16 protein-coding genes are annotated in these 14,678 nt (G+C 66.2%); 11 read left to right on the plus strand and 5 right to left on the minus strand.

The genetic code is table 11. The features are described 5' to 3' along the window. Positions 1-135 precede the first annotated feature (135 nt). The 10 genes from ACUTR7_RS28955 (at position 136) to ACUTR7_RS29000 (ending at position 8,760) form a co-directional block, all read left to right on the plus strand. The gene (locus ACUTR7_RS28955) at positions 136-2,514 is read left to right on the plus strand and encodes a type VI secretion system Vgr family protein (RefSeq protein WP_445610387.1); all 2,379 of its coding nucleotides are present in this window, start codon (positions 136-138) and stop codon (positions 2,512-2,514) included. 45 nt (positions 2,515-2,559) lie between these two features. Next, positions 2,560-2,871 (plus strand): PAAR domain-containing protein, encoded by a 312-nt coding sequence (locus ACUTR7_RS28960; RefSeq protein ID WP_034389552.1) that lies wholly within the window; start codon positions 2,560-2,562, stop codon positions 2,869-2,871. A 6-nt stretch (positions 2,872-2,877) separates the two neighbouring features. Continuing rightward, positions 2,878-3,486: a DUF4123 domain-containing protein gene (locus tag ACUTR7_RS28965; RefSeq protein WP_445610388.1), complete on the plus strand. Its 609-nt coding sequence runs from the start codon at positions 2,878-2,880 to the stop codon at positions 3,484-3,486. Then, the gene (locus tag ACUTR7_RS28970; protein ID WP_141831029.1) at positions 3,483-3,887 is read left to right on the plus strand and encodes a hypothetical protein; all 405 of its coding nucleotides are present in this window, start codon (positions 3,483-3,485) and stop codon (positions 3,885-3,887) included. The genes ACUTR7_RS28965 and ACUTR7_RS28970 overlap by 4 nt, the downstream gene beginning before the upstream one ends. Next, entirely contained in the window at positions 3,884-4,639 is a 756-nt protein-coding gene (locus ACUTR7_RS28975; RefSeq protein WP_445610389.1) for a hypothetical protein, read from the plus strand. Before ACUTR7_RS28970 ends, ACUTR7_RS28975 begins: the two co-directional genes overlap by 4 nt. A gap of 38 nt (positions 4,640-4,677) precedes the next feature. Next, positions 4,678-5,766, plus strand: coding sequence for a type VI immunity family protein (locus ACUTR7_RS28980; protein ID WP_192368940.1), 1,089 nt, complete (start codon positions 4,678-4,680; stop codon positions 5,764-5,766). Further along, positions 5,753-6,895 carry a type VI immunity family protein gene (locus tag ACUTR7_RS28985; RefSeq protein WP_445610390.1) on the plus strand — a complete coding sequence of 381 codons (1,143 nt, stop codon included), beginning with the start codon at positions 5,753-5,755 and terminating at the stop codon, positions 6,893-6,895. The genes ACUTR7_RS28980 and ACUTR7_RS28985 overlap by 14 nt, the downstream gene beginning before the upstream one ends. Positions 6,896-6,907: 12 nt before the next feature. Then, complete coding sequence (locus ACUTR7_RS28990; RefSeq protein ID WP_445610391.1) at positions 6,908-7,429, plus strand: hypothetical protein; 522 nt, start codon at positions 6,908-6,910, stop codon at positions 7,427-7,429. A gap of 158 nt (positions 7,430-7,587) precedes the next feature. Further along, positions 7,588-8,412 carry a YecA/YgfB family protein gene (locus tag ACUTR7_RS28995; RefSeq protein ID WP_013804727.1) on the plus strand — a complete coding sequence of 275 codons (825 nt, stop codon included), beginning with the start codon at positions 7,588-7,590 and terminating at the stop codon, positions 8,410-8,412. Positions 8,413-8,445: 33 nt separating this feature from the next. Then, the gene (locus ACUTR7_RS29000) at positions 8,446-8,760 is read left to right on the plus strand and encodes a helix-turn-helix domain-containing protein (protein WP_012202639.1); all 315 of its coding nucleotides are present in this window, start codon (positions 8,446-8,448) and stop codon (positions 8,758-8,760) included. On the opposite strand, the gene ACUTR7_RS29005 is transcribed toward ACUTR7_RS29000, so the two are convergent. From ACUTR7_RS29005 to ACUTR7_RS29025, 5 genes are all read right to left on the minus strand, one after another. Continuing rightward, complete coding sequence (locus tag ACUTR7_RS29005; protein WP_269197788.1) at positions 8,741-9,232, minus strand: CinA family protein; 492 nt, start codon at positions 9,230-9,232, stop codon at positions 8,741-8,743. The two genes, ACUTR7_RS29000 and ACUTR7_RS29005, sit on opposite strands and share 20 nt — an antisense overlap. Before the next feature lie 10 nt (positions 9,233-9,242). Further along, the gene (locus ACUTR7_RS29010; protein ID WP_012202641.1) at positions 9,243-9,743 is read right to left on the minus strand and encodes a phosphatidylglycerophosphatase A family protein; all 501 of its coding nucleotides are present in this window, start codon (positions 9,741-9,743) and stop codon (positions 9,243-9,245) included. Between the two features lie 130 nt (positions 9,744-9,873). Beyond that, positions 9,874-11,526, minus strand: a complete 1,653-nt coding sequence (locus ACUTR7_RS29015) for a DUF4139 domain-containing protein (protein WP_445610392.1) — start codon at positions 11,524-11,526, stop codon at positions 9,874-9,876. Positions 11,527-11,564: 38 nt separating this feature from the next. Continuing rightward, on the minus strand, positions 11,565-12,530 hold the full coding sequence (gene thiL / locus ACUTR7_RS29020) for a thiamine-phosphate kinase (protein WP_445610393.1): 966 nt from the start codon (positions 12,528-12,530) through the stop codon (positions 11,565-11,567). A gap of 65 nt (positions 12,531-12,595) precedes the next feature. Then, on the minus strand, positions 12,596-13,495 hold the full coding sequence (locus ACUTR7_RS29025; RefSeq protein WP_013804722.1) for a LysR family transcriptional regulator: 900 nt from the start codon (positions 13,493-13,495) through the stop codon (positions 12,596-12,598). A 70-nt stretch (positions 13,496-13,565) separates the two neighbouring features. Between ACUTR7_RS29025 and ACUTR7_RS29030 the strand changes: the two genes are divergently transcribed. Continuing rightward, positions 13,566-14,678 (plus strand): acyclic terpene utilization AtuA family protein (locus ACUTR7_RS29030; protein WP_445610394.1); only part of this gene is annotated, 1,113 nt, incomplete at its 3' end.

The raw sequence follows: 14,678 nt of genomic DNA on the forward strand, positions 1-14,678 counted from the left end.
GGGGGAGAACCGGCAACTTCCCTTTGGCAATCCTATTTTTCGGCAGAAACTGGAATTTCCATGGAGTGGCTCATTCTTCCATGATCTTTCCGTATCGAAAGACCGGGAGGGCGCCCCCGCAGGGCGCGAGCACCAATGACACGCCGAGTCACCATCCATACGCCATTGGGCGATGAACTGCATTTCCGTGAATTGCGCGGCCAGGAAAACATCAGCCAGCTCTTCAGCCTTGATGTGGAAATGCTCAGCGAAAACGAAAGCATCGACCCCAAGGCCCTATTGGGCAAAAACGCCACCATCGAAATAGAAACCCAGGGCGGCGGCAGGCGCTACATCGACGGCATCGTCACCCGCTTCGGCATGCAGGGCCAGGACCACCGCCACTATGCCTACAAGGCCCGCCTGAGCCCCTGGCTGTGGCTGGCCACGCGCAAGAGCGACTTTCGCATCTTCCAGAACCTCAACGTGCCCGACATCATCGAGCAGGTATTGGGCGTCTATGGCCATCCAATGCAAAGGAAACTCACGCGCGCCTATCGCAGCTGGGATTACTGCGTGCAATACAACGAAAGCGATTGCGACTTCGTCTCGCGATTGATGGAGCACGAAGGCATCTACTACTTCTTCGAGCACGCATCGGGCCGGCACACCCTGGTGCTGTGCGACGACATCATTGCCTCGCATGGCGCATTGCCCGGCGGTGAATCCATTCCCTTCTATCCCCCGGAAAAAGCCGCTGCCGGGGACCAGGAAAACATCCACGCCTGGCAGCTGGAGCAGGAAATCAAGCCGGGCCGCCATTACATCGACGACTACGACTTCAAAAAGCCCCGGGCCGAACTGTCCCACATGCGCCGCGATCCACCGGGCCATGCGCACGACGGCCATGAAACCTACGAATGGCCGGGCGGCTACACGGAATACGGCGATGGAGATGCCTACATCCGCGTGCGCCTGAAGCAAGGCCTCACGGGCCAAAGCCGGGTGCGGGGCCAGTCCTGCCACCGGGCGCTGGCCACGGGCTACACCTTCAGCCTCTACAACTACCCGCGCGGCGACCAGAACCAGCAGTACCTGATCACCGGCCTGAGCTACCACCTGAAAGAAAACCCTCGCGTCAGCGCGATCACCAGCGTACGTGGTGTCCCATCCGCACCGAGTGCCCGGGACGGCGCCAAGGAAGAAGGATCCTTCCAGCGCTACGAACTGCAGGCCCAGCCCACCAGCCTCGCCTTCACGCCGCCGCGCACCACGCCCAAGCCGCGCACCACGGGGCCGCAGACGGCCATTGTCGTGGGCCCGGCCGGGCAGGAAATCTGGACCGACGGATACGGCCGCATCAAGGTGCAGTTCCACTGGGACCGGCTGGGCAAGAAGGACCAGAACTCCAGTTGCTGGATCCGTGTCGCCACGAACTGGGCAGGCCCGGGCTTTGGCGCCATCTCGATCCCCCGCATAGGGCATGAGGTGGTGGTGGACTTCCTCAACGGCGACCCGGACTACCCCATCGTCACGGGCTGCGTCTACAACGCGGCCAACATGCCGCCCTGGGCGCTGCCGGCCAACGCCACGCAATCGGGCATCAAGACGCGGTCGAGCAAGGACGGCGCGCCGGGCGCGGGCCTGAAGAACGGCCAGGGCGACGCCAACGCCATCCGCTTCGAGGACAAGGCGGGCGCCGAACAGCTGTGGCTGCACGCGCAAAAGGACCAGCTCACCGAAGTCGAGAACGACGAGGACAAATGGGTGGGCAACGACCGGCGCAAGACCATCGACCGGGATGAGACCAACGTCATCCACCGGGACCGCACGGAGACCGTGGACCGCAACGAGAAGATCGACGTGCACGGCTGGCGCACGGAGGTGGTGGACCTGGACGAGACCCTCACCGTCCACCAGAACCGCACGCGCACGGTGGACCTGGATGAAAGCATCCGCATCTGCAAGAACCGCACGAAAACCGTGGATGCCAATGGGCGCGACAGCATTGGTCGCAACTGGACCGTGTCCACGGGCAGGATGAAATCCGAAGCCGTGGGCATCGGCTACACGCAGGGCACGGGCCTCTTCAAGATGATCACCGTGGGGTGCGCCTACAACCTCAACGTGGGCGCGGTGCTGATGAGCAACGTGGGTGTCCTGCGAAGCGACAACGTGGGCATGGACTGGAGCCGGACCGTGGGGCGCAATCGCAGCGCGCAGATTGGCAACGATGAAGGCCTCATCGTGGGCAACAACCGCAGCAGCACCATCCAGAACAATGACAGCACCGAGGTAGGGCAGGACCAGGCGGTCAACGTCGGCAACGATCACGCGCTGCGGGTGGGCGCCAACAGCCTGATCGATGCGGGCGGGCAACTGGCCCTGGCTGCAGGCACCACGCTCACGGTCGATGGGCAGACCGTCATCGTCACCGGCACCCAAGGCATCAGGCTGCAGTCGGGGGCCAGTTCCATCGAGATATCCCCGGCCATGATCGAGATCAAGTCGCCACTGGTGAAGATCAACTGCTGAACCCGGGACACTCGCATGGGACAACCTGCAGCAAGAGTGGGCGACATGCATGCCTGCCCCGCCCACGGGGGCGGGGCCATTCTCTCCGGCCAGGCCAATGTGCTCATCGGCGGCATGCCGGCGGCCAGGGTCACGGACAAGGCGCTGTGCCCCCGTTCACCGCCCGATGCCCTGGCCGAAGGCGAAGCCACGGTACTGATCGGTGGCAGGCCCGCAGCCCGCATGGGGGACAGGACCGTGCACGGCGGCGTGGTCGTCTCGGGCTGCACCACCGTCTGGATCGGTGCGAATGCGGGCCGGTGCCTGGCCGAAGCCGCGCAATCGGGGGCCGCCTTCGTGTCGGCCATGGAGGACTGAATCGCCATGTCCACCTTGATTCCCCCAGGCCCCGGCACGCCGGACGATCTCCAGATGGCGCGCCAGGCCGTGCTCGAAAAGGTGGCGGCCACCTACGACGGCCTGCTCTACGCCATCGTGGATGCGGCGGCGGATGAGCACCTGCATGACGCCATCCTGGCCGAGCCGCCGCAGTCGTGCATCACCTGCCTGTATGACGGCATGCCTGCCGCCCGCTATGCGCGCTACGCGCCCTATCTCATGCGGGTGCATGCAGGCAGTCCGCTGTTCCAGCGCTGGCCGCATGAAGGCTGGCAGGCGCACTGGGGCATTTTCCTGATCAGCCGGCTGCCCGCCCCTGCGCTCAAGCGCCATCTCAAGCGGTTTCTGCAGGCCAGGGGAGACGGCGGCCAGCGGCTGTGGCTGCGCTTTTACGACCCGCGCGTGCTGCCTCGCCTGCTGGCGCAGTTCGACCCGGCGCATCTGGGGGACTGGTTCCGCGGCCACAGCATCCTCGCCTGCCTGGCACCGCATCCCGAGGGGATCTGGGTCGGCATGGCGCAGCGCAAGTTTTTGGACCATGTCACAGGCCTGGCGCGCCTGGACAACAGGCAATGGGAGGTGCCTTCGCCATGATGGAAATTTCAACCCTGGAAATGCAGCGCACGCTGCGCCGCAACCTGGTGCCCAGCGAAGGAGGGATTGCCGCCATCGTGCGGCAGACCTGCCATCTCAGCGAGCAGGATTGGCCGCATGACAGGCTGCTGGCCCATACCCGGCGAGGCCTTGACCGTGCGGTGGGCTGGGGCCTGTCGACGCCGGACGATGTCATCGGCTTCCTGGCCTTGCGCCACCAGTTTGGCGAGCGCTTCGACGAATTTCCCGCCGTGCGCAAGTTTCTCTCGCGCACCGACCTGCCGCCTGACGGACGCATCCAGTTGATGATGCTTGAACTGCCGATGGGCATCTGGGACGTGGTGCGGCGGCGTACGCCGGCAGGCGAGTCCTCCTCGCCCCTGGGAGGCCCGGGTGCATGAGCTGCGAGCAACTGGTCCCCGCCTTCATTGCCCTCAATCGCCTGAAGCGGTCCAGGGAGCTGTGCAAGGCCGTCGTGCTTGTGGGCTTCAACAAGGTATGCGGTACCCGGGACTTCGACAACGAACTGGACCGCAGGGCGCTGTGCGAGCTGTTTTGCTGCTGCATGACCGGCGGCCTGGGCCAGCGCTGCGTGGCCGGCGTGGTCATGCAGGCCGACGGGTTTGAAGGCTACCGGGGCTACTACAAGCAGGAAGTGCCGTACCTGAACAAGGCCCCCGTCATGTCGCGCAGGGAGCCCGTACGACCCACGCGCAGCCGGCCTGCGGGCTCGCGCATCCCGGATGTGGTCGTGGTGAAGAACCCGCGCCTTCCGCCTGTGCTGGACAACGTGCAGCGGGTCTATGAGATGAAGTTTCCGGGGGATGGCTTTTCCAATGCTGAAGGGCCAGACGGCAAGAGTCAGTTTCATGCGTACCGAGAAATTTTCGAAGACAAGTTTCTCCAGAAGGCCTTGGACGCCGGAAGCTGCGCTTGCGACAGCGATGGAGAAAAGTCGAACGAAAGTGTGTTGAACCAGGCAGCGCGATGGCAGGCCAACAGGGAAAAGGCCATCTCTTTGGCAGAGCGGGTGAATGCGGATACGTCGGCTGCGGTGGGGGCTGCGGCCGGTGCGTCCGCACTGGGGCGGGTACTTCGAGGTGTAGGCGCGGTAGGGACTGCACTGGCAAGAGTCCTTGGGTTGTCATTCTGAAACGATGGCTTCGGTACGGTGAGATATGGAGGATGAATATGGCAAAAGATTTCAAAAAACCTTTGAGCACCAGAGAGCTGCAAAAAGCCACCGTGGCGACGATGGATATTCTCAAGGCGCTGGTACTGTGCAATCAGTTCGGTGATGTCTGTGCAAGAGCCGGCTGGACCATTGAAATGGTGTTCCATGAGGGAGATTCCTTGGCTGTGCGTGAACGTGCATGGAAAGTGGTTGATCTTTTTTGTGAGGCCGTAGGGAAGGAGAAATTGGTTTATTGGTATGACGGAATGCCTGCCATGCTGACCAGCGCAATGGCACAAAAGAAGTTGACCGCGAAGAAGCAGAAGAGCCTAGACAATCCTAAAGGTTATGCACTGATTTTTCATATGGCTTCCGGAAAGCCAAAGCCGCCTGAACTGTGGGAAAACAATGCACAAGACTTTCGCCTTTACTGTTGTATCAACAACGACGAAGGGCTTTGGATGAAGGATCGCTATCAATCACCTGGAATAGGGCCTGCCATGTCTTTCATCCGCATGGCATTTCCTGCATGGTGGGTTTTGAATCAACCGTCCGAGCGCAATGTCGGTTGGATCACCTCTCAAGTGGTGGAATTGATGCAGCCTTTCTGGGCTACGGCGGGTTGGGGCATCATGTCTGCTGTGGAAGAGCGCAATATCGATCCCGACGGAAAAGGTCAGCAAATACTCTATCCTTATCTTCAGCGATTTCCAGGCTTGAATGCTTTAGGTAGCCACGCCTTGCAGAGTCATGACTTCAACAACGCTATGTACAGCATCAACTGGCTGAGTTTTGTCAGCGATGCATTGCTGGAGAAACTGGGTGGGCGGGAGGCCGTACGAAAGAAGGTGCAGGCCAGCCAATACCTTTCCGCCGGGGATGTGGGCAACTGCCTGGGGATTCGTGCAGGAGACTTTCCGGGGCTTGGGGATATGGACCAGGGGCTGACGCTGCCCGCCTTTGGCGAGGCGGCTCGCCTGCTCAAGCCGGCTCGTGCCAAATTTCGGCTCAACAGTTTTGTTGCCCCACCGCCTTCCGGCTCTAACGATGAACATGCATGGCTGCTGGCATGCGATGCCTATATGAGCCGGTTTGATTTGTTCTGATTTCTGGTGTTTTGAAGTAATGGAGAAGATAGCGATGGCTGCGGAACATGATTTCAACTGGCCTTGCGGCAATGATAAAGCGAATGTTGCCACCGTGGCGACGATGGATATTCTCAAGGCGCTGGTATTGCAGAACCAATTTGGGCGCATTTGTGCAAGAGCAGGCTGGACCATCGAGATGGTGTTCCATGACGGGGATTCATTGGCCGTGCGTGAGCGTGCATGGAAAGTGATTGATCTGTTTTGTGAGGTTGTTGGCGCAGACAAGCTTGCAATATGGTGGGGTCTGGCGCCTATGTCACTGACCAGCAAGCAAGCACAAGCGAGAATTGCCAAACACAAGCCGAGTACGCTTAACAATCCCGAAGGGTTTGCGATGATTTTTGATCTAGCTTCGGGAAATCCAAAGCCACCAGATGACTGGGTTGAAAATGCTCAAGACTTTCGACTTCACTGCCGTATAAACAACGATGAAGGTATTTGGCTACATGACCGCCATATCTCGCCTGGCATAGGTCCTGCCATGTCTTTCATTCGCATGGCATTTCCAGCATGGTGGATTCTTGACCAGCCACCTGAGCACAACGTGGGCCGGATCACTACCCAGGTGGTGGAGTTGATGCAACCCTTCTGGGCTATTGCCGGATGGGGTGTCATTCCTGCAGTGGAAGAACGCAATATCGGACCTGTTGGCAAGGGCCAGCAAGTGCTATATCCCTATCTGAAGCGGTTCCCAGGATTGAATGCCATAGGAAGTCTTGCATTGTTCGATCATGATTTCAACAACGCCATGTACAGCATCAATTGGCTCAGTTTTGTCAGCGATGCATTGCTGGAGAAACTGGGTGGGCGGGAGGCCGTGCGAAAGCAGGTGGAGGCCAGCCAATACCTTTCCGCCGGGGATGTGGGCAACTGCCTGGGGATTCGGGCAGGAGATTTTCCGGGGTTGGGGGACATGGATAAGGGACTGACACTGCCAGCCTTTTGCGAGGCAGCGCGCCTGCTCAAGCCGATTCGTGCCAAATCCCGGCTCAACAACTTCATCGGACCGCCGCCTTCCGGATCCGACGACGAAGACGCGTGGCAATTGGCATGCGACGCCTATATGCGTCGTTTTGATGAGTTCTGAATGGAAAGCACCATGAAGCCGCAGCCCATCGCCCCGTTGATGGATGCCGTGTTGCGCACGCTGGGACGGCATAGCCGGCAGGACTGCCTGCGCCTGGCCCTGCGCCAGGCGGGATTGAGCGATGCGCAGCTGCTGAAGATCGATCACGCCCCGCCTTACCCGGTGACATGGGCGGAGAGGGGGCTGGGCCTGGTCCTTCAACGCCTGGCCTGGGGCGACATGCCAGGCGCTCCGACATGGGGCGTGCACAGCGTGACCCTGGATGCGCAGCGCTGGAAGGGGTCCTGGCCCATGGGCCTGGATCCGGAGACCGTGACCGCGCAGGAATTCGTCAGCCTGCTGGCCCAGGACCCGGCCGAGGCGCTGTGCCTGCCCCAGATGGCCTGCTGCACGACCCGCGGCTTCGACGAGCAGACATGGGCACTGGTGGCAGTCTTTGGCGGCGCCAGCGGCGCTTTGCAGAATTTGACGATGAGCCGGGTCGGGGAATGGGTGGGGCTTTCCATGCTCCCGGCCTGGCAGGGAGCCGGGTAGCGGGTGGGCCATGTGGGCCATGTAGGCGATAGGGCCCCGTGGGCGCCAGTTCCGACCGGGCGCCACGGGCATGGCGGCGCGGCTACACTGCGGGCCATTCATTCGAGGGGCTGGCCGTGGCCGGTTCCTTCTCCCTGTTTTCCCTAGAGATTTCCGCCATGTCCAACGACGCCCACGAAGCCACCGCCCTGCCCGACGAGCCTGCCCTGACGCCCGAGGCGCTGGAGGAGCTTGACGATCTGCTCGACGAGCTGCGCACGCGCGGCGAGGAGATTCCGCAGTGGGAGTTCTGCGACGGTTTCCTGACGGCGTTGATCTGCACGCGCCGCGAGGTGCCGGCCGCCGAGTGGCTGCCCATGCTGCTGGGCGACGGCGGCACGCTGGAGGTGGCCGAGGGCCAGCCGCTGCCACTGATGGAAGTGTTCAAGGACGCGGCGCAGCAGGCGCGCTTTCTGGAGCTGGTGGGCCTGCGCATGGACGAGATCCGCACCCAGCTGGACGCCGATGTGAAGACGCTGGAAGACGACCGCACCTTCCAGCCCGAGGCCATGGACATGCGCGGCGCCATCCTGTCGCTGCCCGAGGAAGAGCGTCCCGATGACGGCGAGATTCCCTCGTTCGGCCAGATCTGGGCGCTGGGCTTCATGTTCGTGGTCGAGAACTGGGCCGAGGAATGGGCCGCCCCGCGCGACAAGGAAGCCGCCGGCTGGCTCAACGAGGCGCTCAACGCCGTCGTGGCCCTGACCGAGGACGACACCGGCAAGCCCGAAGTCTGCATGTACGACGAGGACGGCCCCGCCAGCACCAGCCAGGAGCGCGTGGAGCAGTTCGGCGAGGCCATCTGGGCGCTGTACGACCTGCGCCAGATCTGGAAGAGCATGGGCCCGCGCCAGGAAACCATCGTCAAGGGCGAGCAGCCGGGCCGCAACGACCCCTGCCCCTGCGGCAGCGGCAAGAAGTTCAAGAAGTGCCACGGCGCCTGAGCGCCCGCGCCACAGGCTTTGGATGCACGAGCCATGAGACATATCGGTGAACGCATACGCGCCCGCCGCGCCGAACTGGGCATGACCCAGGGCCGGCTGGCCGAGGCCGCAGGCATCACGGCCTCGGCCGTGTCGCAGATCGAATCGGGGGCCATCCGCACCCTCAAGAACGACACCCTGGCCCGCGTGGCCCTGGCGCTGCAGACCACGGCGCTGGAGCTGACGGCCGGGCTGGAAGACGACAACGCCCCGCTGCCCGTGGACGAGCAGCGCCTGCTGGAAAGCTACCGCGCCCTGCCTGCACCGCTGCAGGAGATCGCGCACCGGCTCATAAAAGCCTTGCGCTGATCAGCGCATTGAGGCGCTGCAGGGCATGGACCGTGGTGGCCTGGCGCACGGCGGCGCGGTCGCCGTCAAAGCGCAGGCATTCGCTGTGCGTGGTGCCGTACACGCTCCAGCCGAACCAGACCGTGCCCACAGGCTTGGCGGCGCTGCCGCCGCCCGGCCCGGCCACGCCTGTCACGGCCACGCTGCACTGCGCGCGTGAGTGGGCGATGGCGCCTTCGGCCATGGCGCGCGCCACGGGCTCGCTCACGGCGCCGTGCTCGGCGATCAGCGCCTCGGGCACGCCCAGCAGGTCGTGCTTGGCCGCGTTGGAGTAGCTGACAAGGCCGCGCTCGAACCATTCGCTGGAGCCGGCGCGGTCCGTGCAGGCCGCAGCGATCATGCCGCCCGTGCAGCTCTCGGCCGTGGCCAGCATCCAGCCGCGCTGCAGCAGCAGGCCTGCCAGGGTTTCGACGAGTTCGTTGGATGCGCTCATGCCAGCTCCTTCAGCCAATGAAATGGCGCCACAGGGCGATGACCAGCAGCGTGCAGAAGGCGGCCACCAGGTCATCGAACATGATCCCCCAGCCGCCGCGCCAGCCGAAGCCCTTGAAGCACCGGTCGGCCCATTTGACGGGCTGGGGCTTGGCGGCGTCGAAGAAGCGAAACAGCGCGAAGGCGATGAGCTGGCCCCAGAAGCCCGTGGGCATGACCAGCCACAGCACCAGCCAGAAGGCCACGATCTCGTCCCAGACCAGGTTGCCCGGGTCGGCCACGCGCATGTGGCGCGCCGTGACCGTGCAGGCCCACCAGCCCAGGGGAATGCTGCCCGCGATCAGCAGGCCGATCTGCTGGGGCGTGAACCAGTGCTGCAGCAGCAGGAAGGACAGCCAGGCCCACAGCGTGCCCACGGTGCCGGGCGCGATGCGCCCCAGCCCCGAGCCCAGCCCCATGGCGATGAAGTGGGCCGGGTGGGACATCATGAATTCCAGCGTGGGGCGTGCCATGCCGCCCTGCGGTGGGCCTTCCGGTGGGCGCGCCGCAGAGGCAAAGGTGGGGGTAGCAGGATCGCCGGAAACCTCCGGCCGCAGCGGCGCGTCACTCATGGGGCGAGATCATAAGCGCGGCCCTGGTGCTTCACTGACGCTCTTCGACCGCCAGATCCTGCGGATGGCGGATATGGTGGCGGGCCTCGAAGCTGGCGCTGGCGCCAGCGGCCAGCGGCTGCTGCCAGGCGATCATGCCGTTGCGGTCGTTCCAGCGCGTGGTGGACGGCTGCGGGCTGTATTGGGACTGCACGCGGATCTGCTCGTTGCGCGAGACGGGTGCGGCGTCCACCACCTGCAGCTCGATGGCGCGGTCATGGCGGTTGTCCACCTGGAAGCGCCGCGTGACCTGGCGTTCGGTGCTGCTGCTGAGCAGGCCGCCGCTGCCCGTGGCCGAGTCCACGGGCAGGTTGCGCACGACCACCTTGTCGTCACGGCCGAAGGACAGGCCCTGGGCCAGCGCTGCGGCGTTGCCGAAGTCCAGCCGGCCCTGGCCGGCGAAGGCGCCATCGCGGAACAGGGCCACGGGGCCTGCGGGCCACACGCCGGCCGGCACGGCCAGCTGGGCCACCAGGTAGGCGGCCTCTTCCACGGCGGGCGCCGTGCGCGTGAGCAAGGTGGCCGGCAGGTTCTGCGAGCCCAGGGCCAGGGTCACGCGCTCGCTGCTGGAGGGCACGCTGATGCGGTAGGGCACGGAGAACTGCGTGGCGTAGGCAGTGTTGAGGCTGGCGACATCGAGCACCGGCAGTTCGGCGGCCTCGCCGGCCGCCCCGGGCTTGCGGGCGCGCTCCAGCATCATTGCAGGGGCCGCCGGGGCCGGCGCTGGCGGAGGGGCCATGGCGGCCACGGGGCGGGGCCGTTCCACATCCAGCGTCCAGGGATTGGGCAGGCGTGCCTGCGTGCTGCGCGAAGGCTGGCCGGTGGACAGCAGCAGCTGTACCTGGCTCCAGTCCTCGCCGCTGTTCTGGGCCACCAGGGCCAGGCGTTCGATGGCCACCGTGCCCTTGGCCGGGTCCAGCTGGGCGCGGTAGGTGGGCTGCCAGCTCGGGCCGCGCACCTGGTAGGTGAGCTGCACATTGGCATCGGCCGGGCTGGCCAGTTGCACGGTGACCTTCATCACCTGGGCGTTGCCTGCGCCCGTGCGGTCGCGTTCGAGCTGCAGCGGCCTGAGCTGCTCCTGCAGCGCCTGCTTTTGCCGCAGGATCTGGTGGGCGCGCAGCGTGTTGCCACGGCTGGTGCTGCGCAACGCCTCGGTGGCGGCGCCCAGCTGGCTGGCGGCGGGCAGGGCGGGGGCTTTGGCGTCATCGCCGGGCTTGGCCAGGCCCTGCAGGTAGTCGCCCACGAGCTTGGCGGCGGACTCGTCGGCCTCCAGCGCGGCCAACTGGTCTTCCAGCGTGCGGATCTGCTGCTCCAGCGGGCTGGCGCAGGCCTTGGAGGCCAGTTCGCGCGGCTGCGACTGCAGCTTGTAGTCGCCCAGGCGCACGCCGGCATCGGCGCTGACCTGCAGGCTCTGCGGGTCGATGGAGCCGGGCAGGCACTCGAACACCAGCTGGCGCGTGGCGGCCGTGATGCGCGCCGTGCGCTCCACCGAGGCCACGCCCGCATACAGGGTGACGCGCGCGATGGGGGCGCGGGCGACGGTGGCTTCCTGGGCTTGTGCCTGGGCCTGGACCGGGGTGCCTGCCAGCAGGAAGCAGGCGGCGGCCAGGGCAGAGAGGGCGGGCAGGGCGGAGCGTTGAACCATGGGCAGTCCTTCTCGGATGAAAGTGGTTTGGCGCGGCGTCAGGCCGCAGCGAAGTGGTCGAATGAGGTCCACCGGGGCGCCATGGCCGCACCGTCCGGGCCGATCAGCCGCAGGCCGGGCGGGGCCTCGATGCAGCCTATGCGCGTCACGCGCGTGGCGCTGTCGCGGCCTGCGGCCTGCACGGCATCGCGCCGGTCGGCCGGGGCCGTGAAGCACAGCTCGTAGTCGTCGCCGCCGGACAGGGTGCACTGGTGCAGCAGGTCGATGGCCAGGGGCGTGTGCCGGCCGGCATCGAGCAGCGGCGTGATCAGGCGCGTGTCCAGGCTGGCTCCCACGCGGGATTGCTCGAGGATGTGGCCCAGGTCGCCCAGCAGGCCGTCGCTCACATCCAGCGCGCTGCTGGCAATGCCGCGAAGCGCCTGGCCCAGGGCCACGCGCGGCGTGGGCGCTTCCAGGCGCTGGCGCGCGGCGGCCAGCGTGCCGGGTGGCAAGGTGGTGTGGCCCAGCAGGGCTTCCAGCGCCAGGCGGGCATCGCCCAGGCTGCCGCTGACCCAGATGTCGTCGCCCGCGCGCGCGCCGCTGCGCAGCAGGGCCTGGCCGGGCGGCACTTCGCCGAAGACGGTGATGCAGATGTTCAAGGGCCCCTGGGTGGTGTCGCCGCCGACCAGCTCGCAGCCGTGGGCGTCGGCCAGGGCCAGCAGGCCGGCCGCAAACGCCTCGGTCCAGGCCGCATCGGCACGCGGCAGGGACAGGGCCAGGGTGAAGGCCAGCGGGCGTGCGCCGCAGGCCGCCAGGTCGGACAGGTTCACGGCCAGGGATTTGTGGCCCAGCAGGCGCGGGTCCACGTCGGCGAAGAAATGCCGGCCCTCGACCAGCATGTCGCTGGAGACGGCCAGCTGCATGCCCGGCGCCGGGGCGAGCAGGGCGCAGTCATCGCCCACGCCCAGGGCGGCGCGGCGCACGGGGCGCTGGAAGAAGCGGCGGATCAGGTCGAATTCACCCACGGTGGCGGCTTTCGGATGCGTTTGGCGATCGGGCTATTGTGCTGCGAGGTTCGTGCTGCCCCGTATCAGGTGGTCTCGCCCGCACCGGGCCGATGCTCCAGCGCCAGCGCGTGGAAGGCCTGGGCGGCCGGCGACAGGCTGCGCTGGCGCCTGCGCACCAGGTACAGGTCGCGCCGGCGGTCGGCATCGGCCAGCGGGCGCGTCACCAGGCCAGGCTGCACGAAGTGGAACAGCGCCAGGGCCGGCACCACGCTGATGCCCAGGCCCGCGCGCACCATGCCCATCACGGTGGCCAAGTGCTCCACTTCCAGCAAGGTGTTGAGGGGCGGGGCCTGCTCCTGCGATTCCAGGTACTGGCGCACGCTGCTGTGGCGGGCGAGCTGGATGAAGGGCTGGTCCCGCAGGTCGGCCATTGTTGGCGCGGGCAGGGCCGCCAGCGCATGGTCGGCGCGGCAGACCAGGTGCAGCCGGTCGGCGCAGAACCATTCGGCCTGCAGCTCCTCGGTGTCGGCGCGGATGGCGGCCAGCGCCAGGTCGGCCTGGCCCGAGGCCACCTGGGCGATGCAGGACTCGGACAGCAGGTCCGACACCTGCAGCTGTATGCCCGGATGGCGCGCATGGAACAGTGCCAGCACGGGCGGCAGCCAGGCCGCCGCCAGCGAAGGCAGCAGGGCGATGGACACGCGCCCGCGCTGCAGCGCCGCCGCCTCGCGCAGGCCGTGCACGGCATCGCCCAGGTCGGCGCGTATGCGCTGCGCGGCATCGAGGAACTGCGCCCCCTCCTGCGTCAGCGCCACGTGGCGCGTGCTGCGATCGAACAGGCGCACGCCCACGCCGTCTTCCAGCCCCTTTATCAGGGCGCTGAAGGCCGGCTGCGACAGATGGCAGCGCTGCGCGGCCAGGGTGAAGCTGCTGAGCTGGGCCAGGGCGATGAAGGCATCGAGCTGGCGGGAGGAGATATTCATCGGGTTTTTGGATGAGTTGATCCGAATAATCGATTTCACAGATTAGCAGCCCTTGCCTACATTGGCCTGCATGGACCACCTGGAAACCTTCTTTGCCCCGGACAAGCCCCCGCTGTGGGTGGGCTGCGCAGCCGGCTTCTCGGGCGACCGCACCGATGCCGCCGCGCCCGTGGTGCGCGCCCTGGCGGCCAGCGGCCAGAGCGCCTGCCTGATCTTCGAGACCCTGGCCGAGCGCACGCTGGCCCTGGCCCAGCTCGCGCGCCGCGAGCAGCCCGACGCGGGCTATGAACCCCTGCTGGAGGACCTGCTGGAGCCCGTGCTGGCCGACTGCCTGGCGCATGGCATACGCATCGTCAGCAACTTCGGTGCGGCGAATCCCGAAGGCGCGGCGCGCTGCATCCAGCGGCTGGCGCAGCGCCTGGGCCTGCGCGTGCCGCGCATCGCCGTCGTGCATGGCGACGACGTTAGCGGCCCGGCGTACCGCGGGGCGCTGCGGGCCGCGCTGGGCGCGGAGTTTCCCGAGGATTCGCTGGTCAGTGCCAACGCCTACATCGGCGCGCGCGCGATTGCCGAGGCCCTGCAGGCCGGCGCCGAGATCGTGGTGGCCGGCCGTGTGTCCGACCCCTCGCTGACCCTGGGGCCGGCCATGGCGCATTTCGGCTGGGCCTGGGACGACTGGGACCGCCTGGCGCGCGCCACCATGGCCGGCCACCTGCTGGAATGCGGCGCCCAGGTCACGGGCGGCTACTTCGCCGACCCGGGCTTCAAGGACGTGCAGGGCCTGGCGCGGCTGGGCTATCCCATTGCCATCATCGAGCCCTCGGGCGACTGCACCATCACCAAGCCCGAAGGCACGGGCGGCCTGGTCAGCGAACGCACGGTCAAGGAACAGCTGCTGTACGAGGTGCACGACCCGGCCGCCTACCTGACGCCCGACGTGGTGGCCGACCTGTCCGAGGCCGAGGTGCACCAGGTGGGGCCTGACGCCGTGCGCCTGAGCGGCGTGCGCGGCCATGCGCACAACGGCCACTACAAGGTCAATGTCTGCCATGCCTCGGGCTGGCTGGCCGAGGGCGAGATCTCCTATGCCGGCCCGCGCGCCCTGGAGCGCGCCCGGCTGGCCGGCGAGGTGCTGCGCGAGCGCCTGGGCGGCGAGGCCGCAGGCGACCTGCGCCTGGACTGG

The sequence above is a fragment of the Delftia sp. NA_296.1 genome, from assembly GCF_052692095.1.